General features: G+C 71.5%; 22 protein-coding genes. 3 read left to right on the top strand and 19 right to left on the bottom strand.

Features of this window, described 5'->3' with window-relative positions; genetic code table 11:
• Nucleotides 1–345: 345 nt before the first annotated feature.
• The 9 genes from RIC31_RS00340 to RIC31_RS00300 form a co-directional block, all read right to left on the bottom strand.
• Nucleotides 346–1,458, bottom strand: coding sequence for a threonine synthase (locus RIC31_RS00340; protein ID WP_350099870.1), 1,113 nt, complete (start codon nt 1,456–1,458; stop codon nt 346–348).
• 108 nt (nt 1,459–1,566) lie between these two features.
• The gene (locus RIC31_RS00335) at nt 1,567–2,019 is read right to left on the bottom strand and encodes a MaoC family dehydratase (RefSeq protein WP_350099868.1); all 453 of its coding nucleotides are present in this window, start codon (nt 2,017–2,019) and stop codon (nt 1,567–1,569) included.
• On the bottom strand, nt 2,016–3,077 hold the full coding sequence (locus RIC31_RS00330) for a tartrate dehydrogenase (protein ID WP_350099866.1): 1,062 nt from the start codon (nt 3,075–3,077) through the stop codon (nt 2,016–2,018). The genes RIC31_RS00335 and RIC31_RS00330 overlap by 4 nt, the downstream gene beginning before the upstream one ends.
• Before the next feature lie 85 nt (nt 3,078–3,162).
• Nucleotides 3,163–4,125, bottom strand: coding sequence for an EamA family transporter (locus RIC31_RS00325; protein ID WP_350099864.1), 963 nt, complete (start codon nt 4,123–4,125; stop codon nt 3,163–3,165).
• Nucleotides 4,126–4,201: 76 nt separating this feature from the next.
• Entirely contained in the window at nt 4,202–5,113 is a 912-nt protein-coding gene (locus RIC31_RS00320) for a PhzF family phenazine biosynthesis protein (RefSeq protein ID WP_350099861.1), read from the bottom strand.
• Nucleotides 5,114–5,127: 14 nt separating this feature from the next.
• Nucleotides 5,128–6,027, bottom strand: coding sequence for a PhzF family phenazine biosynthesis protein (locus RIC31_RS00315; RefSeq protein WP_350099858.1), 900 nt, complete (start codon nt 6,025–6,027; stop codon nt 5,128–5,130).
• Between the two features lie 25 nt (nt 6,028–6,052).
• Entirely contained in the window at nt 6,053–6,973 is a 921-nt protein-coding gene (locus tag RIC31_RS00310; protein WP_350099856.1) for a PhzF family phenazine biosynthesis protein, read from the bottom strand.
• A 183-nt stretch (nt 6,974–7,156) separates the two neighbouring features.
• Nucleotides 7,157–7,867 carry an alanyl-tRNA editing protein gene (locus RIC31_RS00305; RefSeq protein WP_350099854.1) on the bottom strand — a complete coding sequence of 237 codons (711 nt, stop codon included), beginning with the start codon at nt 7,865–7,867 and terminating at the stop codon, nt 7,157–7,159.
• Nucleotides 7,867–8,853 (bottom strand): threonine dehydratase, encoded by a 987-nt coding sequence (locus tag RIC31_RS00300; protein WP_350099852.1) that lies wholly within the window; start codon nt 8,851–8,853, stop codon nt 7,867–7,869. Before RIC31_RS00300 ends, RIC31_RS00305 begins: the two co-directional genes overlap by 1 nt.
• Before the next feature lie 105 nt (nt 8,854–8,958).
• On the opposite strand from RIC31_RS00300, the gene RIC31_RS00295 reads away from it, so the two are divergent.
• Both RIC31_RS00295 and RIC31_RS00290 read left to right on the top strand, forming a co-directional pair.
• Nucleotides 8,959–10,356: an aminotransferase-like domain-containing protein gene (locus RIC31_RS00295; RefSeq protein WP_350099850.1), complete on the top strand. Its 1,398-nt coding sequence runs from the start codon at nt 8,959–8,961 to the stop codon at nt 10,354–10,356.
• Between the two features lie 128 nt (nt 10,357–10,484).
• Nucleotides 10,485–10,817 carry a hypothetical protein gene (locus tag RIC31_RS00290; RefSeq protein ID WP_350099848.1) on the top strand — a complete coding sequence of 111 codons (333 nt, stop codon included), beginning with the start codon at nt 10,485–10,487 and terminating at the stop codon, nt 10,815–10,817.
• A gap of 12 nt (nt 10,818–10,829) precedes the next feature.
• On the opposite strand, the gene thiD is transcribed toward RIC31_RS00290, so the two are convergent.
• The 3 genes from thiD to RIC31_RS00275 all read right to left on the bottom strand — a co-directional run bounded on the left by thiD (nt 10,830) and on the right by RIC31_RS00275 (nt 13,929).
• The gene (gene thiD / locus RIC31_RS00285; protein WP_350099846.1) at nt 10,830–11,657 is read right to left on the bottom strand and encodes a bifunctional hydroxymethylpyrimidine kinase/phosphomethylpyrimidine kinase; all 828 of its coding nucleotides are present in this window, start codon (nt 11,655–11,657) and stop codon (nt 10,830–10,832) included.
• Entirely contained in the window at nt 11,654–13,018 is a 1,365-nt protein-coding gene (gene glmM / locus RIC31_RS00280; protein WP_350099844.1) for a phosphoglucosamine mutase, read from the bottom strand. Before glmM ends, thiD begins: the two co-directional genes overlap by 4 nt.
• 74 nt (nt 13,019–13,092) lie before the next feature.
• Nucleotides 13,093–13,929 (bottom strand): SDR family NAD(P)-dependent oxidoreductase, encoded by an 837-nt coding sequence (locus RIC31_RS00275; protein WP_350099842.1) that lies wholly within the window; start codon nt 13,927–13,929, stop codon nt 13,093–13,095.
• 140 nt (nt 13,930–14,069) lie between these two features.
• Between RIC31_RS00275 and RIC31_RS00270 the strand changes: the two genes are divergently transcribed.
• A complete protein-coding gene (locus RIC31_RS00270) occupies nt 14,070–15,263 on the top strand; it encodes an MFS transporter (protein ID WP_350099840.1) in 1,194 nt (397 codons plus the stop codon).
• Between the two features lie 9 nt (nt 15,264–15,272).
• Here the strand turns inward: RIC31_RS00270 and folP are convergent, their stop codons facing one another.
• The 7 genes from folP to tolA form a co-directional block, all read right to left on the bottom strand.
• The gene (gene folP, locus RIC31_RS00265) at nt 15,273–16,376 is read right to left on the bottom strand and encodes a dihydropteroate synthase (protein ID WP_350099838.1); all 1,104 of its coding nucleotides are present in this window, start codon (nt 16,374–16,376) and stop codon (nt 15,273–15,275) included.
• A gap of 21 nt (nt 16,377–16,397) precedes the next feature.
• Nucleotides 16,398–18,338 carry an ATP-dependent zinc metalloprotease FtsH gene (gene ftsH / locus RIC31_RS00260; protein ID WP_350099872.1) on the bottom strand — a complete coding sequence of 647 codons (1,941 nt, stop codon included), beginning with the start codon at nt 18,336–18,338 and terminating at the stop codon, nt 16,398–16,400.
• Nucleotides 18,335–19,753, bottom strand: a complete 1,419-nt coding sequence (tilS, locus tag RIC31_RS00255) for a tRNA lysidine(34) synthetase TilS (RefSeq protein ID WP_350099836.1) — start codon at nt 19,751–19,753, stop codon at nt 18,335–18,337. The genes ftsH and tilS overlap by 4 nt, the downstream gene beginning before the upstream one ends.
• A complete protein-coding gene (ybgF, locus tag RIC31_RS00250) occupies nt 19,741–20,706 on the bottom strand; it encodes a tol-pal system protein YbgF (RefSeq protein WP_350099834.1) in 966 nt (321 codons plus the stop codon). Before ybgF ends, tilS begins: the two co-directional genes overlap by 13 nt.
• A gap of 95 nt (nt 20,707–20,801) precedes the next feature.
• A complete protein-coding gene (gene pal, locus RIC31_RS00245; RefSeq protein WP_350099831.1) occupies nt 20,802–21,296 on the bottom strand; it encodes a peptidoglycan-associated lipoprotein Pal in 495 nt (164 codons plus the stop codon).
• 189 nt (nt 21,297–21,485) lie between these two features.
• Nucleotides 21,486–22,937, bottom strand: a complete 1,452-nt coding sequence (gene tolB / locus RIC31_RS00240; RefSeq protein ID WP_350099829.1) for a Tol-Pal system beta propeller repeat protein TolB — start codon at nt 22,935–22,937, stop codon at nt 21,486–21,488.
• Nucleotides 22,889–24,148 (bottom strand): cell envelope integrity protein TolA, encoded by a 1,260-nt coding sequence (gene tolA / locus RIC31_RS00235; protein WP_350099827.1) that lies wholly within the window; start codon nt 24,146–24,148, stop codon nt 22,889–22,891. The genes tolB and tolA overlap by 49 nt, the downstream gene beginning before the upstream one ends.
• Nucleotides 24,149–24,151: the final 3 nt, after the last annotated feature.

Here is a 24,151-nt window from a genome sequence, read left to right as displayed (position 1 = left end):
GCACGCTCAAGCCATCGCGCAGACCATCCATGATCGATAGCCGCTCACCGTAGCTCAGGTGACTGTAGTTCTTCCCCATCGCACCGCTCCCGTTCCAGCGCACCGGAGCGTGCCCTGTTGCACTTACTTTTGGAACGCGCCCGAGATCTTGGGAGATCTTGGTGACAGTGCACTTATCTCGCGCGCTCGACGCCGTGCTCGTCAGCGCGTCATTGACGCGTTCGGAATTGAGTGCACTGTCACCGAAAGAGAGGAAGGCCGTCGGGCCGTTCGCGCTTCGTTGACGTCATTCCGGACCGGACCGCCGGAGGCGGGGCGGAGCCGGAACCCACGGCGCGACCGGCTTCACCCCGGCAATACGTCCGCACTCTTCAGGCCGTTGCCGGTCAGCACGATCACGGTCTCCTGGTCCGGCGCGATCGTGCCGTCGGCGACCAGCGCCTCGTAGCCGGCGCCGGCGACCGCGCTCGACGGCTCGACGAAGAAGCCGCGGCGGGCCAGCGCGTGCATGGCCGACAGGATCGCCTCTTCCGGCACCGCCACCGTGCCGCCGGCCGACTCCCGCAGCGCCGCGAGGGTCTCGGGCACCCGGACCAGCTTGCTGTTGGCGATGCCCTCGGCGACCGTCGGCTTCGCCTCGACCGGCACCGCGGCCCCGGCCGCGAAGGCGGCGTGCAGGGCCGCGCAGTTCGCCGGCTGGGCGGCGAACAGCCTCGGCATCCGGTCGATCGCGCCGCGCTCCAGCAGTTCGGCGAAGCCCAGGTGGCAGCCCATCAGGTTGCTGCCGTAGCCGACCGGGATGACCACGTTGTCGGGCACCGCGTAGCCGTACTGCTCCCAGATCTCGAAGGCCAGCGTGCGGGTGCCCTCGACGAAGTAGGGCTGCCAGTTGTGGCTGGCGTAGAACAGCCCCTCCTCGGCCAGCCTCAGGGCGGCGGCGGCGCAGTCCTGGCGGGTTCCCGGCACCAGCTCGACCTCGGCGCCGTAGACCCGGATCTGCGCCACCTTGGCCGGCGAGGTGTAGCCCGGCACCATCAGCCTCGCCTTCAGGCCGGCGGCGGCGGCGTAGCAGGCCAGCGAGGCCGCGGCGTTGCCGGAGGAGTCCAGCATCACCTCGGCCACGCCCCGGGCCTTCAGGTAGCTGACCAGGACCGCCATGCCGCGGTCCTTGAACGAGCCCGAGGGCGCGAGGTACTCGCACTTGATGCGCGGTCGGCCGCCGCCATAGGCGGTCGGCACCAGCGGGGTCAGCCCCTCGCCGAGCGACACCCGGGCCGCCGCCGGCACCCGCAGGGCCTTGGCGTAGCGCCACAGCGAGAAGTCGGAGGCGACCACGTCCCCCGGCACGAGGCCGGGGCCCGGCGTCAGGTTGACCGGCTGGCCGGTTTCCGGGCAGCGCCAGAGCGGGGTGTCGACCGGGTAGCGGCGCAGGCCGTCCTGGGAGAGGTATTCGACCATCGGGGTCCTCGGAAGTGATCCGGACAGAGGGGCGGCGGGTGGGTCCCGGATCCGTCCCGTCTACGGCGGTCCGGTCCGGGATGACGTCAAGGACGGATGATCGCGCCGCTACCCGGCGGGCCGTTTCGCCACCAGGTGCAGCATCTCGCAGGTCATCACCACCTCATCGTCCTGGTTCAGCGTGGTGTATTTCAGCCGCACGGTGCCGAACGGCTTCGATGACGACGGCCGCAGCTCCGCCACCTCGGCGGTGGCCCGCAGGGTGTCGCCGGCCCGCACCGGCCGCGACCAGCGCAGGTTGTCGATGCCGGTGCCGCCGACATTGGTCTGCTGGATCGGCCCGCCCTGCCAGAGCAGCCGGAAGGTCACCACCAGGGTGTGGAAGCCGCTGGCGATGACGCCGCCGAACATCGAGGCCTCGGCGCCGGTCCTGGAGACGTGGAAGGGCTGCGGGTCCCAGGCCCAGGCGAACTCCATGATCTGGCTCTCGGTCAGCGTCGCCGACTGGCTCTCGATGACCTGACCGATTTCGAGATCCTCGAAGTACAGCGAGGGCCTCACTTCAGCGCCTCGACGATGGCGTCCCCCAGGTCCCTGGTGCTGGCCTGCCCGCCCAGGTCCGGGGTCTTCGGCCCGCCGCCCTCGAGCACCGTCTCGATCGCCCGGACGATGTCGGCCGCCGCCTCGCCATGCCCGAGATGCTCGAGCATCATCGCACCCGACCAGATCTGGCCGATCGGGTTGGCGATGCCCTTGCCGGCGATGTCGGGGGCCGAGCCGTGTACCGGCTCGAACATCGACGGGTAGTCGCCCTCGGGGTTGATGTTGGCCGACGGTGCTATGCCGATCGAGCCGGCGACCGCCGGGCCCAGGTCCGACAGGATGTCGCCGAACAGGTTGGAGCCGACCACCACGTCGAACCAGTCCGGGTGCAGCACGAAATGCGCGGTCAGGATGTCGATGTGGTACTTGTCGGTCTTCAGGTCCGGGTACTCGGCGGCGATCGCCTCGAAGCGCTCGTCCCAGAACGGCATGGTGTGGATGATGCCGTTCGACTTGGTCGCCGAGGTGACCTTCCGCTTGCCGACCCGCCGGCACAGCTCGAAGGCATATCGCATGATGCGGTCGGTCCCGTGCCGCGTCATGACGGTCTCCTGGATCGCCATCTCGCGCTCGGTACCGCGGTTCAGCCGGCCGCCGATCTCGGAGTACTCGCCCTCGTTGTTCTCGCGGATCACCCAGAAGTCGATGTCCTCCGGGCCACGGCCGGCGAGCGGGCACTTCATGCCCTTCATCATCCGCACCGGGCGCAGGTTGACGTACTGGTGCATCTCGCGGCGGATCGGGATCAGCAGGCCCCACAGCGAGACGTGGTCCGGCACGCCCGGGAAGCCGACGGCGCCAAGGAAGATCGAATCCGCCTCCTTGAGCTGCTCCAGCCCGTCCTCCGGCATCATCTGTCCGGTCTTGTGGTAGCGCTCGCAGCCCCAGTCGTATTCCGTGAAGCTGTAGCCGAGGCCGTGCTTGCGGCCGACCGCCTCCAGCACCTTCAGCCCCTCGGGCACCACCTCCCAACCGATCCCGTCGCCCGGGATCACCGCCACTTTCAGCGTGGTCATTGCGTCCTCGTCCTGTCGATCCATGCTCAACCGGCCGGGATCATAGGAGGGACGCACGCCGAACCCAAGCGGCCGCTCGCATCGGTCAGGCTGCCTGCACGCTCCGGGCTCGCCAACGCAACGCGGCGATGCCCAGCGCCCCTGCTATGCCGACTGCGCCGGCGGTCAGGGTCTGCGCCGGCAGGGACGGCATCGGAAGCAACCCGCCGGCAGCCGCCAGACTCTCGCAGAACAGGGTGATCGCGGGCATCACCGCCACGCCCATCAGGTAGTTCTCGGATCCGACCATGCGGATCGCCCGGAAGGTCAGATAGGTCGACGGGCCGCGTAGCGCGATGCCGACCAGAACGCCGGCGGTCCAGATCGCCGGGTCGAACACCGCCGACAACGGGACATGCGTCGCGACGAACCCGGCCGGATCGACATGCGACGCTCCAGCCGCCGCCACCAGCATCACCGTCGCGGTCGCCAGCATCGCCGCGCCGGTCAGCCGCAGCCGCGTCCGGCGGTCGTCGCCCTGGTTCTCCGGATGCATCTCGGCGATCGCGGTGCACAGCGCCGTCGCGCTGGCCGAGATCAGCATCAGCATCACCGCGGTCCCGAAAACGCCGCCCGGCAGGCCGGCCGCCACGCCGCCGACGCCGATCAGCACCACTACCGACCCGAAAGCGTCGGTCGCCACCGGGCGCCGGCCGAACAGCGGCCAGGCCAGCAGGATCCCGATCGGGATGAACAGCGTGCTCATCACCGAGATCTCGGCCGAGGTGCCGTAGGCCAAGGCCGCCGTCAAGGTCGCCGCCGTCACCACCCGCAGGATGCCGTAGATCCAGGTCTGCGGGTGCCGGAACGCCCTGAGCGGCATCGGGCCGCGACCGGCGGCCACCATCATGGCCGCCCCGCCGACCGCCATCTGGACGAAGGACAGCACCCATGGATTGAATCCATGGCCGGCCACCAGGACGCGGCTGATGAGGATCAGGAAGCCCCAGGACAGCACCGCGGTCGCCACCGCGGTCACCCCCCGGGAGTCGAGCACGGGTTCCGCCATCCCGCGATCTTGTCGCGCATTTTTTGCCGCGTCTACACGTCATGGTGAACGACTTGCGATTGGCACGATGCGCGGGTCAGCGCCCCGCCGCCACCTCGCCCCGCCGGATCGCGACGCAGCGCCCGCCGATCCGGATCGCCGTAGTGACGCCGGCCTGCCGGTCGACCTCGGCCAGCAGCTCCGACGGCCGTCCCATCTCCACACCCTGCGCGATCCGCAGGCTCAGAACGCCGTCCGCCGGCCCGTCTGTCTCGGCCAGCAGACCCGCCAGCGCGCAGTTGGCGCTGCCGGTCGCCGGATCCTCGGGTACCCCGTCGAGCGGCGCGAACATGCGGGTCCGCAGGTCGAAGCCGTCGTCTCCCCCGGTCCGCACGTAGCAGTGGATGTCCTTGACCGGCGCGACGCTCGGCGATGTCTCGATGGCGGCGGTCACCGGCCGGGCCGCCGCCAGCGCCGCCCGGTCGGCCAGTTCGACCAGCAGGAACGGCAGGCCGACGGTACCGGTCACCGGGGCGTGCCGGTCCTCGCGGATCTGGGCGGGGCGCAGGCCGAGACAGGCGGCGACCTCGGTCACGTCGGCCTCGCCCAGGCGCTGGAACGGCTGCGGTGCGGTCAGGGTGGCGCCGACCGCTCTCCCGCCGTCCCGCAGAATCTCGACCGGCACCAGCCCGGCCGCCTCCTCGAACACCACCCGGTCGCCGACCGGCGCCCCGAAGATCGACCCGCGCCAGGCCAGCACGGTGGCGGTCCCGACATTGGGATGGCCGGCGAACGGCACCTCGATGCGCGGCGTGAAGATCCGCACCTGCGCGGTGTGCGCCGGGTTCTGCGGCGGCAGCACGAAGGTCGTCTCCGAGTAGTTGAACTCTGCCGCGACCGCCTGCATCCGCACCTTCGACAGGCCCTCGGCCCCGAACACCACGGCCAGCGGATTGCCGCCGAACGGGGTGTCGGTGAACACGTCGACGGTCTGGTAGCTCAGCGCCATCGTCCCCGCCTCCCTCAGAGCGCAGTGAGCTCGCCGCGCATCATCGCCACGCAGCGCCCGGCCACGGTGATGCGCTCGCCCTCGCCGTCGCGGATCAGCCGGACGTCGAGCCGGCTCGGCCGGCCCATCTCGATGCCCTGGTCGATGACGATGTCCAGGCTGCCGTCCCACAGGCTGGCGAACAGCCCGGCGATCGCCACCGCGGCGCCGCCGGTCGCCGGGTCCTCGGGGATTCCGGCGCGCGGCGCGAACATGCGCGAACGGATGTGCAGGGTGTCCGGGCCGGCGTCCTCGCGGGTGTAGAGATAGACCAGCGGCGGCGCCGCCTCGCCCAGATGCTTGACCTGCAGGCCGGCATCGCCGCGCGCCGCCGCCAGGACATCCAGATCCTCGACTTCGGCGATCACGAAGGTGGCGCCGATCGCCACATGCGCCGGCGCGTGCCGGGCGACCACGATGTTCGGGTCCGACAGGCCGACGGCGGCGGCGACCGCCGACGGGTCGAAGCTGCCGCGGACCGTGGGCATCGCCGGCGAGGTCAGCCGCGCCCCGATCGCCGCGCCACCGGCCCGCAGGATCTCCAGGCCGACGGCGCCGATTGCCTCCTCGAACACCACCGCGTCGCCGACCGGCCGCCCGAAGATCTCGCCGCGCCAGGCCAGCACGGTGGCGGTCCCGACATTCGGGTGGCCGGCGAACGGCAGTTCCATGCCCGGCGTGAAGATCCGCACCCTGGCGGTGTGGGCCGGATCCTCCGGCGGCATCACGAAGGTGGTCTCCGGGCAGTTGAACTCCCGGGCGATCGCCTGCATGGCCTCGGCCGTCAGGGTCTCGCCGCCGAGAACCACGGCCAGCGGGTTGCCGCCGAACGCGGTCTCGGTGAACACGTCCACGGTCTCGTATCTGAGCGTCATCGGTCTCTTCCCAGGATGGCCGGCCTTACCAGGCCAGCAGTTCGCCACGCATCACCGGCGCACAGCGCCCGCCCATGCGGATCGCCGTCACCTTGCCGTCCCGCCAGTCGGCCTCGCCCTCCAGCAGGCTCGGCCGCCCCATCTCGACGCCCTGGGCGATCCGCCGGACCAGGGTGCCGGGCGTCGCCTGCAGCGACGCCAGCAGCCCCATCAGCGCGACGTTGGCGCTGCCGGTGGCGGGGTCCTCGGCGACGTTGCGGATCGGCGCGAACATCCGCGCGCGGATGTCCACCGTGTCGGTGCCGCCAGTGTTCGGCCCGCCGGTCCGCACATAGCTCAGGATCGCGCCGTGCGGCACCACGGTCGCCGCGCTCGCGAAGCCGGCTGTATCCGGCCGCGAGCGCTCCAGGGCGGCCCGGTCGGTCAACTCGGCGACCAGGAACGGCAGGCCGCCGGAGGCGACGATCGGCCGGTGCGTGTCGGTCCGGATGTCGGCCGGCGTCAGGCCGAGGCAGGCCGCGACGTCCTCGACGGTCGCCTCGGCCCCGGTCGAGAGCGCCGCCGGCGCAGTCAGCATCGCGCCGACCGGGCGGCCACCGTCGGACTGCACGGCGATCGGGACCAGGCCGGCGATCTCCTCGAACACCAGGCGGTCCCCCAGCCTGCGGCCGAACGCCTCGCCGCGCCAGGCCAGCACGGTGGCGGTCCCGACGTTGGGATGCCCGGCGAACGGCATCTCGCGCTTGGTCGAGAAGATCCGCACCCGCGCGGTGTTCGCCGGATCGGCCGGCGGCAGAACGAAGGTGGTCTCCGAGTAGTTGAACTCGCGGGCGATGCGCTGCATCGCCTCGCCCGACAGGTCCTCGCCGCCGAACACCACCGCCAGCGGGTTGCCGCCGAAGGCGGTGTCGGTGAACACGTCGACGGTCTCGAAGGCCAGGGTCATGGCACAGCTCTCCGTTCGGCGCCGGTGCGGCTCCAGCCGGCCGCCCGTCGCACGGTGGGCCCCGGATCCGTTCCACCTGCAGCGGCCCGGTCCAGGATGACGTCATTTTAAGCTTCGCCCCGTCGTCATCCCGAACGCCGCGACAGCGGCGAGCCGGGACCCACGGCGCGACGGGCGCTCCCGCTATTCCACCAGAGCGAGATTGATGCGGCGGTTCTGCTTGCCCTTGTTCTCGATCTTGGTGATCGCGACCCGGCCGATCTCGCCGAGCGACTTCAGGTGGGTGCCGCCGCAGGGCTGGTAGTCGACATCCTCGCCGATCCGGATCATCCGGACCCGCCCGGCGCCCATCGGCGGCTTGACCGACATGGTGCGCACCAGGTCCGGGTTGCCGGTCAGCTCGTCGTCGGTGATCCAGGAGATCGTGATCGGGTGGTCGGCCGCGATCAGTCCGTTCAGGTGCTCGGTCAGGGCGTCCTTGTCCGGCACGTTCTCCGGCTCGAGGTCGAAGTCCAGCCGGCCCTTGCCGTCGCCGATCTGGCCGCCGGTGACGCCGCCGACGACCTGGCTGCACATCACGTGCAAGGCGGTGTGCACCCGCATGTGCCGGTAGCGGCGGTCCCAGTCGAGGGTCGCGGTCACCCGGTCGCCGACCGCCAGCGCCGGCGCGCCCTCGGCCGGCAGGTGGACGACGCCGCCGTCGCCCTTGCGGGCCTCGACGATCGGCACCGCGGTGCCGTCGGCCCGGGTCAGCGTGCCGCTGTCGCCCGGCTGGCCGCCGCCGGTCGGATAGAACACCGTGCGGTCGAGGACGATGCCGGTCTCACCGACGGCGGTCACCGTCGCCTCGCAGCTCTTCAGATAGGCGTCCTCGCGGAACAGTTCCTCGGTCATCACGTCCCCGTCTCGCTCATGTCGGCTTCCTGCAGCACCGCCTGGTAGACGGTGCGGTCGACATTACCACCGGACAGGATCAGGCCAACCTTGCGACCCTGCCACCGGTGCCGTTCCTTCAGGAGGGCGGCCAGGGGCGCCGCCCCGGCACCCTCGGCGACGTTGTGGGTGTCGGTGAAGTAGTGGCGCATGGCCGCCTTGATCTCGTCGTCGGTGACTCGGACCACCCCGGACGCGCCCTTCAGCACCGCGTCGAGCGCGCCCGGCACCGGCACCCGGCAGGCGACGCCGTCGGCCATGGTGTCGGCGGTGTTGGTCGACACCGGCTCGCCGGCCTCGAAGCTGAGCGCGTAGGCCGGGGCGCCGGCGGCGACCACGCCGATCACCTCGGCCTTCGAGCCGACCGCGTCGCGCGCCGCCATCACCCCGCAGATGCCGGAGCCCAGGCCCAGCGGCACATAGACCGCGTCCAGGTCCGGCACGCCGCGGAACAGCTCCAGCGCGTAGGTGCCGACCCCGGCGACCAGCAGCGGATGGAAGCTCTGCAGCATGTGCAGCCCGCGCGCCTCGGCCAGCGCGATCGCATGCTCCAGGCTGGCCTGGAAGTCGTGGCCGTGGACGATCAGCTCCGCCCCGAAAGCCCGCATCGCCGCGTTCTTCTCGACCGAGTTGCCTTCCGGCACCACCACGGTCGCCGATAGGCCGGCCCGGGTCGCGGCGAACGCGACCGACTGTCCGTGGTTGCCGCGGGTCGCCGCGATCACCCCCGTCACGTCGGGCCGCGCCCGCCGGAGGTCGTCCACATAGACGATGCCGCCGCGGATCTTGAAGGCCCCCGCCGGGGTCTGGTTCTCGTGCTTGACCCACACCTCGCAGCCCGCCCGCCCGGACAGCAGCGGCCAGCGGTACTGCGGGGTCGGCGGCATGACGGCATGCACCAACTCGGCGGCTCGCTCCAGTTCGGTCAGTCCGACGGTGTCGCTCATCATCCGCTCGCCTGTTGCATTGCGCCCATGACAATGTCTCGATTGTCATATTATTTGTCATCGATATTGTACTCAAAACGGCCGATCAAGCGGAACATTGTCACCATGACGGACTGGCTTCCCGACCTCGCGCACCGCAGCGGTCCGCGCTATCGCGCGATCGCCGAGGCGATGGCCGACGCGATCCGCGGCGGCTCGCTGACCCCCGGCACCCGGCTGCCGACGCACCGCGAGCTGGCGTGGCGCCTGGGCGTGACCGTCGGAACCGTGACGCGCGCCTACAGGGAAGCCACGGCCCGCGGCCTGATCGACGGCGAGATCGGCCGCGGGACCTTCGTGCGCGACGCCCGCATCCGCAGCTGGGGCGAGGTGGTCGACGCCGGTGCCCCGATCGACTTCGGACTGAACTTCCCGCCCTGCCAGGACGACTCCGAGGCGGCGTTGCGCCGGACGCTGGCCGAGATCGCATCCGACAACCGGGCTCCGGCCCTCACCTGCTACGATCCGAGCGGCGGTCGCCCGGCCCATCGGGCGGCCCTGGCGGACTGGCTGCGGCACGACATGCGGATGCCGGCCGAGGCCGCCTGCACCCTGGTCACCGCCGGCGCCCAGCACGGCATCTCCGTCGCTCTGGCCGCGACGTTCGAGCCCGGCGACGTCGTGCTGTGCGAGCGCCTGACCCATCCGGGTTTCAAGAGCGCCGCCGCCGCCCGGCACCTGCGGGTCGTGCCGCTCGACATGGACGCAGGGGGGCTGCTGCCGGACGCCCTGGACTCCGCCATCCGCCAGCACCGGCCGAAGGGCGTGTTCCTGATCCCGACCCTGCAGAACCCGACGGCTTCGGTACTGTCGGAAGCGCGGCGCGACGCGGTCGCCGGGATCGTCGCGCGGCACCGGGTGACCCTGATCGAGGACGACATCTACCACGCCTTCGCCGAGGGGGCCGGCACCGGCAAGGCGCCGATCCCGATCGCCGCCCGGATACCCGAACACAGCCTCTACGTCACCGGGGCGTCGAAGCACCTGGCGCCGGGCCTCCGGGTCGGCGCGGTGCACGGGCCGACGGCCATGTGCCCGCGGCTGATGGCGGGGCTCCGCGACACCCTGTGGATGGTGCCGCCGCTGGTGGTGGAGATCCTGGTGCGCTGGCTGGCCGACGGCACGGCCGAACGGCTGGTCGAGGCCAAGCGGCAGGAGCAGACCGCCCGCGGCGCCCTCGCCCGCGCCCGTCTCGGCGGCTGGCTGGCACCGGCGCCGGCCGCCAGCCCGCATCTCTGGCTCGCGGTGCCGGAGCCGTGGCGGGGCGCCGCCGCATCGACCCTGGTGGAGCGCGGCGTGACGGTTGCCGACGGGCCGGTGTTCGCGGTCGCCCCCGGGGCCGGCCGCGACCATATCCGCCTGGCCCTCGGCAAGCCGGCCCAGCGCGCGGCGGTGCAGCGCGGTCTCGACCAGATCGCCGCCACATTCGCCCGCGACCCGGCCTTGGACCGTGCGGTGATGTAGCGGCGGCCATCACGGTTTGAGGTGCATCAAGGAACCGGTGGCCGGCGGGCGCCTAGGGTCGGGGCATGAGATGCGGTGCCCCCCACTCACTGGTCCTCGTTCCCACCCTGCTCGGCCGCGACGGGGCGTTGCGCGCGTACACGCTGGTGGCCGACGACCGGCCCTCGCTGACCCTGGACGACTGGATGGCGGAAACCGCCGCCGACGTCGCGCGGCGCGACCGCCTGCTGGTCGGCGGCGACATGCCACCGCGCGGCCTGGTCGGGCTGGCCGCGCCGACCGGCTGCATCTTCGCGGCGTTCGTCTATTCGATCGAGGCCGAACCCGGCCTGCTCGCGATCCGGGGACCGAGTTGGCGCGCGCCGATGGGCGGACGAATGGTTCCGGACGCCATCGAGGTGACCCTGTCGCGCCTGGCCGCCGACCTCGGCTACGACGAGATCCGCCGCGCCGGCTGGTGATCCCTCGGCCGGTCAGGCGTCCGCGCGAATCGTATGGGCGTGGTTGAGCGGGCCGTGACCGCGGCCCCAGCCGGGCGCCGTGGCGATCGCCGTCAGGACGTAGTTCCGGGCCCGGCGGATCGCCTTGGTCAGGCTCAGCCCCTGGGCCAGCCCGCAGGCGATCGCCGAAGCCAGCGAGCAGCCGGTGCCGTGGGTGTGCCGGGTGTCGATCCGCGGGCCCCGGATCGCCTCGATCCCGTCCTCGCTCGCCAGCAGGTCGACCACGTCGCGGCCGCTCATGTGGCCGCCCTTCAGCAGCACCGCGCGCGGCCCGAAAGACAGCAGCAGTTCCGCCGCCTGCCGCATCGCGTCCTCGTCGCGGATGGTCAGGCCGGTCAGCAGCTCGGCCTCCGGCACGTTCGGGGTCAGCACGGTGGCGCGGGTGATCAGGCGGTTCTTGAGCACCCCCATCGCGCTCGGCTCCAGCAGGGGGTGTCCGCCCTTCGCCACCATCACCGGGTCGACCACCAGCGGCACGTTCGGCAGCCGGGCCTCCAGCACGTCGCACACCGTCTCGATCACCGGAGCCGAATGCAGCATGCCGGTCTTCACGCAGTCGACGCCGATGTCGCCGATCACCAGTTCCATCTGCTGGCGCAGGAACGCGGTCGGCACCTCGTGGACCCCGAACACGCCCTCGGTGTTCTGCGCCGTCAGCGCGGTTATCGCGGTCATCGCGTAGCCGCCGAGCGCGGTCACCGACTTGATGTCGGCCTGGATGCCGGCGCCGCCGCCGGAGTCGGAGCCGGCGACGATCAGCACCCGGCCGGCGATGCGCCTTGCGGTCCCGCCCTCGCTCACGCCGCGTCCTCGCTGCTGCTGCGGTTCTCGATCGCCGCGACGATGGAATCGACGATCCGGGTGACCGCCCGCTCGTCCTCGCCCTCCGCCATTACCCGGATCACCGGTTCGGTCCCGGACTTGCGGATCAGCAGCCGGCCGGTACCCGCGAGCGCCCGCTCGCCGTCCGCCATCGCCTCCTTGACGATCCTGCGCTGCAGCGGGTCGCCGCCGTCGAAGCAGGCATTCTTGAGAACCTGCGGCAGCCGCTGGAACACCCGGGCGACCTGGGACAGCGGCTTGTCGGCCTGCACCAGCACCGCCAGTACCTGCAGGGCCGCCAGCAGGCCGTCGCCGGTCTTGGCGTAGTCGGTGAAGATCATGTGGCCCGACTGCTCGCCGCCGACGTTGTAGCCGTCGGAGCGCATGCGCTCGAGCACGTAGCGGTCGCCGACCTTGGTGCGGATCAGTTTGAGGTCGATCGACTCCAGGAACCGCTCGAGGCCGAGGTTGGACATCACGGTGGCGACCACGCCGCCGCCCTTGAGGCGGCCGTCCTCCGACCAGGAGCGCCCGATCATGCCCAGGACCTGGTCGCCGTCGATCATCTGGCCGATCTCGTCGGCCAGGATCAGCCGGTCGGCGTCGCCGTCGAAGGCCAGGCCGACATCGGCCCGCTCCTCCACGACCCGCGCCCGCATCGCCTGCGGGGCGACCGCGCCGGCCCGGTCGTTGATGTTGAAGCCGTCCGGTGACACCCCCATCGCCACCACGTCGGCGCCGAGTTCGTAAAGCACCCGCGGCGCGACCTTGTAGCCGGCGCCGTGGGCGCAATCGACCACCACCTTCAGGCCGTCCAGCCGCAGGCTCGACGGGAACGAGGCCTTCACCGCCTCGATGTAGCGGCCCTGGGCGTCTTCCAGCCGGCGGGCCCGACCGAGGTCGGCGGAGCCGGCGAGCGCCGACGGCCCCAGGCTCTCCAGCCGCGCCTCGATGTCGGCCTCGACCGCGTCCGACAGCTTGTAGCCGTCCGGGCCGAACAGCTTGATGCCGTTGTCCTGATAGCCGTTGTGAGAGGCCGAGATCACAACCCCCAGGTCGGCCCGCAGCGACGGGGTGAGCATCGCCACCGCCGGCGTCGGCATCGGCCCGACCAGCACCACGTCCATGCCGATGGCGGTGAATCCGGCCACCATCGCCGGCTCCAGCATGTAGCCGGACAGCCGGGTATCCTTGCCGATCACGGCCAGCGGCCGGCGGCCGTGGTCCTTGCGGAAATGCAGGCCGGCCGCCATCGCCACCTTCATGGCGAGGTCGGCGGTCATCGGCTCGGTGTTGGCCCGACCGCGGATGCCGTCGGTTCCGAACAGCGCACGCGCCATGCTGTTCACCCAGGTTGATGTCGTGGGTCGCTTATAGCCGATTCACCCCTGCTCCGCGACCCGTGCGACCGGCGCTATCGCCAGGACAGCACCTTGCGGAACTGCACCAGTTCGCCCTGCGGCTGCGCGGCCCCGCCCGGCAGCAGCGCCAGCCACAGAACGTCGACGGCGGCCTGCTCCGGGCTCTGCGCCGAGGACATGTCGTCGAACCAGGGACGCGACGCCTCGGTGTCGATGAGGCCGGGGCAGACGGCGTTGACCAGGATGCCGTCGTGCGGCCGTTCGGCCCGGACGAGGCGGGCAGCGACCTTGGCCGACGCCACCTGGCCGATCTTCGACGGCACGTTGATCCACTCGGGCCACCCCTCCTCGGCCGCCGTACCGCCGCGCAACGCGGCGGCATACCCTTCCATGGCCGCCTCGATGCCGTCGAGGCTCGCGGTCGCGATGTCGAACAGCGGGTGCAGGCGCGTCGGCAGCAGCTGCAGCCGACCGAACGAGCTGGCGACCACCAGGAACCGGGCGTCCCGCCGCAGGATCGGAAGAAAGTGCGCGAGCATTCGGCAGGTGCCGTGGTTGTTGGTGTCGACGAAGGCCGCGACTTGGTCGGCCGGAGCCGTCTCGCGGCCGATCCGCGCGGCCGCGTTCGAGATCACGATGTCGACGCCACCGTGCCGGGCCTGCATCGCCCCAGCGGCGGCGGCGACGGTCGCGGTGTCGGTGACGTCGATGCGCTCGAACCGCAGATCCGGCGCGACCGGGCCGATCTCGGCAAGGGCGGCCCGGCCACGCGCCTCGCTTCGGGCCGTCAGATACACGATGTCGCCCGGGCCGAATGCGGCGCACAATCCCCTGACCAGCGCCAGCCCCAGACCCTGGTTGCCGCCCGTGACCACCGCTACCCTTGCCATATTCGGTCTCCCTGCCGGCGGCGATCGAGCGTCGGTTGGTGCCAACGCGAAAGGCCGAATGGCACCACGCGCCGGCCGTGGTGCTGGATACGGTGCCGAGGTAGTGCCGAGCCGCCGCCACCGCAATCGGGAGATCGGGCTTGTTCCACGGGTGGAAGGTCGTCGCGACGGCGTTCCTGGTCGCCCTGTTCGGCTGGGGTTTCGGATTCTACGGCGCCGGCGTCTACCTGGCGACCCTGGCCGAGGCCCACGGCTGGGCCGCCGGCACGCTCGGGGCGGCGATCACAGGTTACTACCTGCTGGGTGGCGCGCTGCTGACCATCGTCCCGCGGGCGGTCGACCGCTTCGGCGAGCGCCCGGTGCTGCTGACCGGCAGCGTCGCCATGGGCGCCGCCGTCCTGGCGGTGACCCGGGTGACCGAGCCCTGGCAGCTATGGCCGGCCTTCCTGGCCATGAGCGTGGGTTGGGCGACCATGAGCGGGGTGATGGTCAACGCCCTGGTCGCCCCCTGGTTCGACCGCCGGCTGGGCATGGCGATCAGCATGGCGCTGAACGGCGCGAGCTGCGGCGGCGTGATCGTGGCACCGCTGATGATCCTGGCGATCGACCGGCTCGGCTTCACCGCCGGGGTCGCCGTCGTGGTCCTGGTCATGGCCGTGACCCTGTGGCCGGCCGCACTGCTGTTCCTCGGCACCTCGCCGGCCCGGCTCGGGCTGGCGCCGGACGGCGGGGCCGCCGACCGGTCGGCCCGACCGACCGCGGGGCCGCGCGCGTCGACCGGGGCGCTCCTGCGCCTGCCGATGCTGCAGTCGGTGATGGCGGCCTCGGCGATCGGCCTGTTCGCCCAGGTCGGTTTCCTGACCCACCAGGTCGCGTTCCTGGCGCCCCGGCTGGTGCCGGAGACCCTGTCGCTCGCGGTCGGGCTGACCACCGGTGCGGCGATCGTCGGCCGGGTGGCGACCGGCCTGGTGATCGACCGGGTCGATCCGCGCATCGCCATGGCCGCCACCCTCGCCGTTCAGACCGCCGCGCTGGCGGTCCTCGCCACCATGCCGTCGGTCCCTGCGACACTGGTGGCCTGCACCGCCTACGGCCTGGGGGTCGGCAACCTGATCACCCTGCCCAGCCTGATCCTGCGCCGCGAGGTGGCAGCGGCGGCGTTCACCGCCGCGGTCGGCCTGGTGATGGCGGGTTCGCAGGTGCTCTATGCCTTCGCGCCGCTGTCGATCGGGCTACTGCACGACCTGTTCGCAGACTACGCGACAGCCTGGTGGTTGTGCGCCGGCCTGGACGCGGGGGCGGCGCTGCTGATCCTGGCCGGGCGCCGGCGCTAACGGCGGCAGTCAGCGCTCGGCGGCGTCCAGCGCCCGCTGCACCGCCAGCGCCTGCGCGGTCTCGGCGACGTCATGGACCCGCAGCACCTGGGCGCCGCGGGCGACCCCCGCCAGGGCCAGTGCGATCGAGCCGGCCAGCCGGTCCGACGCCGGCTCGCCACGCGACAGCTTGCCGATCGAGCTCTTGCGCGACGCCCCGAACAGCACCGGACAGCCGAGGCCGTGCAGGACCGCCAGCCACGAGGTGACCTGGAGGTTGTGGGCGACGGTCTTGGCGAAGCCGTAACCCGGATCGACCAGTATCCGGTCACGGGCGATGCCGGCCTGTTCGGCCGCCAGCACCCGGGCCTCGAGTTCGTCGTAGACGTCGAGCGGCGCGCAGTCGTAGCGCGGCTCGGCCTGCATGGTGCGCGGCTCGCCGCGCATGTGCATCAGCACCACCGGGCAGCCGCGCGCCGCGACCAGGGCGGCGGCCGCCGGGTCGTGCGACAGCCCGGAAACGTCGTTGACCCAGGCGGCGCCGGCGTCGAGGGCGGCCGCCATCACCGCGGCGTTGCGGCTGTCGATCGATACCGTGTGCCCGTCGGCAGCCAGCGCCCGGACCACCGGCTCGGTGCGGCGGCGCTCCTCGTCGAGCGGCACCGGCTCGGCGCCGGGCCTGGTCGACTCGCCGCCGATGTCGAGGATCGCCGCACCCTGTGCCGCCAAAGCCCGGCCATGGGCGATCGCGGCCTCGGCCCCGGCATGGTGGCCGCCGTCGAAGAAGCTGTCGGGCGTGGCGTTGACGATCCCCATGAGCAGCGGCACGGTCGCCTTCCCGAGCAGGGGGCGCGGCCCGCACAGCCGCCGCAAGCGGCCGTCCAGGTCGGGAATGTCGTGGTCCGCCAGGGTCTCGACCGGGGCCCGGGCCATCTGCACCGCCGGCCCGGAGCGCATGATCAGGTCGACCGCCCGGAAGGCGACCGGGCCGCCGGCCAGCCAATGCGCCGATCCGGCCTCGACCTCGGCCTCGGCGGCTTCGCCGGTCAGAAGATCGCGCGGCAGCAGGTAGAGGCGGTGCCCGGAACGCAGAAGCCCGCGCAGTGGCGCGGGCTTCCGTTCGATCCCAATCACGGGGCGAACCCGGTCACCGGTTCAGTCGCCCGGCTGCGGGTCCGGTTCGAGGCCGCCGGTGCCACCGGCACCCGGGGTCTCGGCCCCACCGGTCGGCACCGAGGCGCGACGCCCGGCGGCCGGCTTCTGGGTATCCTCGCGGCCGCCGCTGCGGTCGACCGGACGGCCGGCCAGCAGATCCTTGATCTCGTCGCCGGACAGGGTCTCGTACTCAAGCAGGCCCTTGGCCAGCGTGTGCAGGTCGTCGAGATGCTCCATCAGGACCCGCCTGGCATCCTCGTAGGCGCCGTCGGTAACCCGCCGGATCTCCTCGTCGATCACCTTGGCGGTGGCGTCCGAGACGTTCTTCTGCTGGGTCACCGAATGGCCCAGGAACACCTCCTGCTGGTCCGCCGAGTAGGCCAGGAAGCCGAGCTTGTCGCTCATGCCCCACTCGGTGATCATCCGCCGGCTCATGTCCGACACCATGCGGATGTCGGACGAGGCGCCGGTGGTGATGCGGTCGGCGCCGAAGATCAGCTCCTCGGCGATCCGGCCGCCGCAGGCGACCCGCAGGTCGTCCATCAGCTTGGCCAGCGACAGCGAGATCCGGTCGCCTTCCGGCAGGCGCATGACCATGCCGAGGGCCCGGCCGCGCGGGATGATCGTGGCCTTGTGGATCGGGTCGCTGTCGCGGCAGTGCAGGGCCACGATGGCGTGCCCGGCCTCGTGATAGGCGGTCAGCTTCTTCTCTTCCTCGGTCATGACCATGGAGCGCCGCTCGGCCCCCATCATGACCTTGTCCTTGGCCTCCTCGAACTCGGACATGCCGACCACGCGCTTGCCCTTGCGGGCGGCGAGCAGGGCGGCCTCGTTGACGAGGTTGGCGAGGTCGGCGCCCGAGAAGCCCGGCGTGCCGCGCGCGATCACCCGCGCCTCGACGTCCGGCCCGAGCGGAACCTTGCGCATGTGGACCTTGAGGATCTTCTCGCGGCCGAGGATATCCGGGTTCGGCACCACGATCTGGCGGTCGAAGCGGCCCGGGCGCAGCAGAGCCGGATCCAGCACGTCGGGCCGGTTGGTGGCGGCGATCAGGATCACGCCCTCGTTCGCCTCGAAGCCGTCCATCTCCACGAGCAGCTGGTTCAGGGTCTGCTCGCGCTCGTCGTTGCCGCCGCCCAGGCCGGCGCCGCGATGCCGGCCGACCGCGTCGATTTCGTCGATGAAGATGATGCAGGGGGCGTTCTTCTTGCCCTGCTCGAACATGTCGCGGACGCGGCTGGCGCCGACGCCGACGAACATCTCCACGAAGTCGGAGCCGGAGATCGTGAAGAACGGCACGTTGGCCTCGCCCGCGATGGCACGGGCCAGCAGCGTCTTACCGGTGCCCGGGGGCCCTACCAGCAGACAGCCCTTCGGGATCTTGCCGCCCAGACGCTGGAAGCGCTGCGGATCCTTCAGGAACTCGACGATTTCCTCGAGCTCGGTCTTGGCCTCGTCGATGCCGGCGACGTCGTCGAAGGTCACCCGGCCGGTCTTCTCGGTCAGCAGCCGCGCCCGGCTCTTGCCGAAGCCCATGGCCTTGCCGCCGCCGCCCTGCATCTGGCGCATGAAGAAGATCCAGACCGCGATGAACAGCAGCATCGGGAACCAGGAGATCAGGATCCCCAGCACCCCCGACATGCCCTCTTCCGGCGGTGCCGCCGAGATCCGGACGCCGGCCTTGTTCAGGCGGTCGACCATGTCGGCGTCCTGCGGCGCGTAGGTCGAGAACCCGCGCCCGTCGGAGAAGTGGCCGTTGATCGTATTGCCCTGGATGGTGACCTGGTTGACCCGCCCTGACTCGACCTCGGCCAGGAAGTCCGAGTACGGCAGGCTGTACTGGCTGGTCCGCGGCGTCGACCCGTTGAACAGGTTGAAGAGCGCCACCAGCAGGACGCCGATGATGATCCAGAGAGCCAGGTTCTTGCCGAAATTGTTCACGTAGCCTGCCTTCCGTTGCACGGCAGTGAGGGTCGGAAATCGCCACCGATACCGCCACGCCGACCAAGCACGAAGACGAGACCGGACGGTCGGAACCTTACCCGGACAGCATCTCCGACCCATTCGGACGGCGCAGGCGCGCTTGCTACAAGGTGGGGGAGGGCGATACCCCCGTCAAGGTCGACGACGGCCGGCAGCGCCAGCCGGACGGCGTGCGGAATGGTCGCATCGCCGGCGGCCGGCCGTGCGGGCCCGGTTCGACGCCAGCGCCGCCAGCCCTCGGCGCCGCAGACCCCGACCCGGACCGGGCGGGCGGTCGCGTTCTCGATCTCGAACCGGCCGTCCCAGCGGGCGGTTCCGCCGGCCGCCACGGTCACCGGCCGGCCGGCCTGCCGCCAGTCGCGCAGCACCGTCAGGAGCCCGGCCCCGCCGTCGATCTCGATCCGGCAGCCCGCCAGGGTGCGGGCACGCGGACCGGGCGTACCGACCGCGATCCAGTCCGTCAGCCGGGCCAGCCGGTCGCCGCGCACCGGATAGCCGAGCCCGCCGACCGCCCGCAGCGCGCGGTCGACCAGGCGGTCCCGCAGCATCGCCGGGGCGGCGGCGAGAGCGGCCAGATCGAGGCTCACGGCGCCGGTGGCCCGGACCTCGCCATGGGCGGCCATCCACTCGGCGGCGAACCGGTCGAACCCGGCGCGCGCCGCCGCCATGGCCACCGCCAGCCGGCCGAGACGCGCCGGGGTGACCCCGGCCTCGGCCAGCGCCGGGGCGAGTTCGCGCAGGCCGGCCCGGGCGAACCGCGGGTCGCTGTTCGACGGGTCCTCGGCCCAGACGATGCCGGCCGCCCGGCAGGTCGCCAGCAGCCGCGCCTTGGGGACGTCCAGCAGCGGGCGCAGCAGGAGCACGCCGTCGACGGTCCGCGACGGCGCCATGCCGGCCAGGCCGTCGGGCCCGGTCTCGCGGTCGATGCGGTGCAGCAGGGTCTCGGCCTGGTCGTCGAGATGGTGGGCGAGCAGCAGCGCCCCGGCGCCGTCGCGCCGGCAGGCGTCGACCAACAGCCGGTAGCGGGCCTCGCGGGCCGCCGCCTGCAGGCCGCTGTCAGGCTTGGCGCCGGTCCAGGCCAGGGTGCGATGGCGGCGCTGCCGGCGGGCCGCATGCCGGGCCACGGCGGCGGCCTCGTCGGCAGCGCCGGCCCGCAGCCCGTGATCGACGGTGTAGACGAGCAGGTCGCGGCCGTGCCGGCGGGCCCACAGGTCGGCGAGATGCAGCAGGGCGAGGCTGTCCGGCCCGCCGGACACCGCCACCGCCAGCGGGGCGTCGACCGCCGCCGCCAGCGGGTCGAGCCGGGCGGCGAAGCCCGCCGGGTCCACCGGTACGTGGTCGACCGAGGAAACCGTCGCGATCAGGGCGCGCATTTCAGCCGGTCGGTCTCCTGGACCAGCCGGCGCTTGATGTTGGTCGGCGCGTCCGGGAACTCCCGCTGCAGCCGGGCGAAGGACGTGCAGGCCTCGGCCTTCTGGCCGACCTGGGCGAGTGCCATGCCGAGCTTCAGCAGGTTGTCGGCGGCCTTCGGGCTCTTCGGGTATTTCTGGTAGCCCTCGAGGAAGGCGACGGCCGCGTCCTGGTAGCGCTGGCGGACATAGTAGGTCTCGCCCAGCCAGTACTGAGCGTTGCCGGCGAGCGGATCCTGGGGGTTGGCCTTGACGAACGCGGTAAACGCCTGCTCGGCCCGGTCGTAGTCGTGCTTCACCAGCATGTTGAACGCGTCTTCGTACTGCTGCTGGACCGAACCGTTGGTCAGCGCGGCCTGCTGCTGCGGCGCCGGAGACGGGGCGCCGGAGCCGGCCTGCGCCGCTTCGGATTGCGAGAGCTGGCCGAGCGCGCGCGGCGCCGATCCCAGCGTCTGGTCAGGCGCCGGAACGGACGACGGCGCCGGCGCGGACGAAGACGGCGCACCGCCTTCGAGCGCCTGCAGACGAAGATCGGTGTCGGCCTGGACCTTTTCGATCTGGGTATTCGCCCGATCGAGCTTGTAGCCAAGCTCCTCGACCCGACCGGTCAGGTTGCGGATCTGGGTTTCGAGCAGCTGGACCTTGGTCAGAAGGTTCGGCAGGGCCGCCTGGGCGCCGGCGTCGACCGGGCCGCTCAGGCTACCGGCGGGCGGGGTCTGCCCGGCGTAGACGGAACGCTGCAGGTCGGTGACCGTGCGTTCCAGCCGCTGCACCCGCTCGACCAGGGCCGAGACGTCCTGCTGTGCCACCGCCGGGACGGCGGCGAAGGCCGTGACGACCGCGAGCAGCGAGGCGATGGCCGCGGGTCGGGCGAACAGGGGGGCGATCAGGGGCGATGCGAAGCCGTAGCGCGTCATGGCCCGTTCCATATCGTGAACCCGCGGCGAAAATGAGGCGCCGGCGGCCACGGTCACCCCGCGGCCGCCGGTTCACGCACTCAGTCTCGCGGCCGTCAGTTGATGACGGTGACGGCGCGACGGTTCTGGGCCCAGGCCTCCTCGGTCGAACCAGTGACCGCCGGACGCTCCTTGCCGTAGGAGATCGTCGCGACACGGCTCGGGTCGACGCCGAGGGACACCAGGTAGTCACGGGCAGAGGCGGCACGCCGCTCGCCCAGCGCCAGGTTGTACTCACGCGTGCCGCGCTCGTCGCAGTGGCCCTCGACCGTCACGGTCGACTGCGGGTACTTGCGCAGCCAGAAGGCCTGCTTCTCGAGCGTGGTGCGGGACTCGGCCGACAGCTCGGAACTGTCGAAGGCGAAGAACACCCGGTCGCCGACGTTGACGACAAAGTCTTCCGCGGTGCCCGGGGTCGGACCGGCCTTGGCCGGGGCGGTGGTAGCCGTGGTAGCACCGGTGTTACCGGCATTGGCCGACGAGTCCGGAGCGGTCTCGCACGCGGCGAGGAGCGCGACGACGGCGAAAACGCTCAACAACTTCATGCGCATGATTGGTTATCCTCTGGAGATGTGTGAACCTTGGCGCCCCGCCCCCTCTGGTGGTCCGCTGGGACCCCGTCCTCCGGGCCTTGCCTGCTGGTCGGTCGCACGTATCTCCGCCCGGCCCCCGACCGCGAGCGAGGCCCCTTATACTTGCGTAACGCTTAAATAAGCAAGGGGCTCCATGGGTTCGTAACTTTAACGCAACAACGGACTCCACGCCGGGTCGGACGCATCCAGCGGGGTTACCATTTCCCGTTCGTTGTAGCCCGTGAGGTCGATCGTGTAGAGTTTCGACTCTCCCCCGCGCCCGCTCTTGTCGGTGCGTTGTTGCTTGAAAAACACCAGAACCCGGCCGTTCGGCGCCCAACTCGGGGCCTCGACCAGGAAGCCGCTGGACAGCAGCCGCTCGCCGGAACCGTCGACCCGCATCACCCCGATGTGAAACTCTCCACCGGTGATCTTGGTGAACGCTATGAGATCTCCACGGGGCGACCATACCGGCGTTGCATAGCGGCCCTGCCCGAAACTGATGCGTCGCACCCCGGCGCCGTTCGCATCCATCAGGTAGAGCTGCTGGGAGCCGCCGCGGTCGGAGTTGAACACCACCTGGGTGCCGTCCGGCGAGAAGCTCGGCGAGGTATCGATCGACGGGCTGTTGGTCAGGCGCGTCACCCGGCGGGTGCGCAGGTCCATCCGGTACAGGTCGGTGATGCCGTCGCGCGCCAGGCTCATGATCACCTGGTTGCCGTCCGGCGAGAACCGCGGCGCGAAGGTCATGCCCGGGAAGTCGCCGAGGACCTCCTGCTGCCCGGTATCCAGGTTGAAGATGTAGACCCGCGGCTTGTTGTTGTAATAGGCGAGGTAGGTGATCTCCTGGTGCGTCGGCGAGAACCGCGGGGTCAGCACCAGGGTGCCGAAATCCGTCAGGAACTGATGGTTGGCGCCGTCCTGGTCCATGATCGCCATGCGCTTGCGGCGGCGGTTCTGGGCGCCCTCCTCGGCGATGTAGACGATCCGGCTGTCGAAATAGCCGTCCTCGCCGGTGATCCGCTTGTAGATCATGTCGGCGATGATGTGGGCGGCGCGGCGCAGCGATTCCGGGATCACGGTCAGCGTGGTGCCGGTCATGTACTGCTCGGCGAACACGTCCCACAGCCGGAAGTCGACGCGGACCTGGCGGTTGCCGATCTCGGTCACCCGGCCGTGCACCAGCGCCTGGGCGTTGATCAGCCGCCAGTCGCCGAACCGCGGCACGGCGTCGAACTCCAGGTCGGTCTGGATGAAGGCGTTCTGGTCGATCGGCGCGAACAGGCCGGAACGCTCCAGGTCGGCGCGGATGATGCCGGCGATCTCGCGCCCGATCCGGGTCGGCTCGATGCCCTGCCCCTTGAAGTCGGAGATCGCCACCGGTAGCGGCTCGACCCGGCCCTGGGTGATGTCGATGCGCAGCTCCGCCGAGGCCGGCCGCGCCAGGCCGACGACCCCGGCGCCTGCCAGCCCCCCGGTCAGCGCCCCGCCGAGCGCCAGCCGGCCGAGGCCGCGGCGCGACAGATCGACACGCGACGGCTCGGTCGACGGCCGGGCCGGCGTGTGCGGCGTCAGGACAGCATGTCCTTCGGATCGAACGTGATCGTGAAGCTTTTCCATGTCTCGTACTTCTCCGGCGGGAGGTTGAGTGGGGTACAGGACGGGTTGCGCAGGGCCCGCAGCGCGGACTCCGCCGCGGCGCGGAAGAACGGGTCCGACCGCATGCGGCTGGAATCGACGACCGCGGCCTCGCGGACCGTCCGGTCTTGGTTCATGCGGACCTGGATCTCCACGGCCAGGGACTCTCCCTGCTTCGCGCCGGCCGGCACCAGCCAGCACCGCGCGATCTGCTGACGAATCGCGTCCATCTCCGATACGGACAACGGCCGATCGGCGTCGAAGTTCGACCGGCGCGCCGTCGAATCCGAGGTCTTCGGCGCGTTGTTCTCGGCTTCGGCCGGGGTCGCCGCGCTGTCCTTCATCTTCTGGACGGTCTTCAGCACGTTCAGGAAATCGTCGGTCTTCTCGGGCTTCTTGTCCTTGTCCGGCGTCTCCTTGGTCGCGACCTGCTCCTTGGCCGGGCGCTTCGGCGGCGTCGGGCGGGCGACCGGCAGCGGCGGCGGCGGTTCCGGCGACGCCTCGGCGGCCTTCACCGCTTCCGGCTCGACCTTCGGCGGCGCCGGCTTCGGCGGCTCCGGCTTGGTCGCCTCCACCGGCTTCGGGGTCTCGGGCTCGGGTTCCGGCTTCTTCGCCTCCTCGGGCTTCGGCTTCGGCGGCGGCGCCACCTCGGCCTCGGGCTTCGGCCGCTCCTGCGGCTTCGGCAGCGGGACGGCCTCGGCCGCCGGATCGGGCTTCCGGGCTTCCTGCGGCTTTGGCTTCGGCAACGGCACCGGCTCGGCGCTGGCGGCGGTCTGCGGCTTCGGGGCCGGCACCGGCTCGGCGGTCGGCACCGGCTCGGCCGGCGGCGACACGCTCGTCGCGGTCTGCGGCTTCGGCGGCTGGGCCTTGGGGACCGCGGCCTGCGGGGCCTGGACCTTGGGCGGCTCGATCTTCGGGGTCGGCGGCGGCGGCGGGGCGGCGGCGCTGGACGGCGGCGGCGGCGGTGTCTTCGGGGAATCCGGCTTGGCCTTGGCGGTCTGGGTCGGGGCGTCCGGTTTCTTGGCGGCCTCGGCCGGCGGCGGCGCGTTGGTGATCGAGCCCACGGTCACCACGTCGACCACCATCAGGCGGTTCTCGATCGGCTGCGGCTTGAACAGCTGCGGGAGCCCGTAGATCGCGAACACGATCAACGTCAGATGCAAGGCAACCGACAGGGTCAGGCCGCGGTTCATGAC

The organism is Thalassobaculum sp., from assembly GCF_040219615.1.
Lineage (GTDB): Bacteria > Pseudomonadota > Alphaproteobacteria > Thalassobaculales > Thalassobaculaceae > Thalassobaculum_A.
Note: the sequence above shows the minus strand (reverse complement) of the source record. Positions and strands in the feature narration are given on the sequence as shown.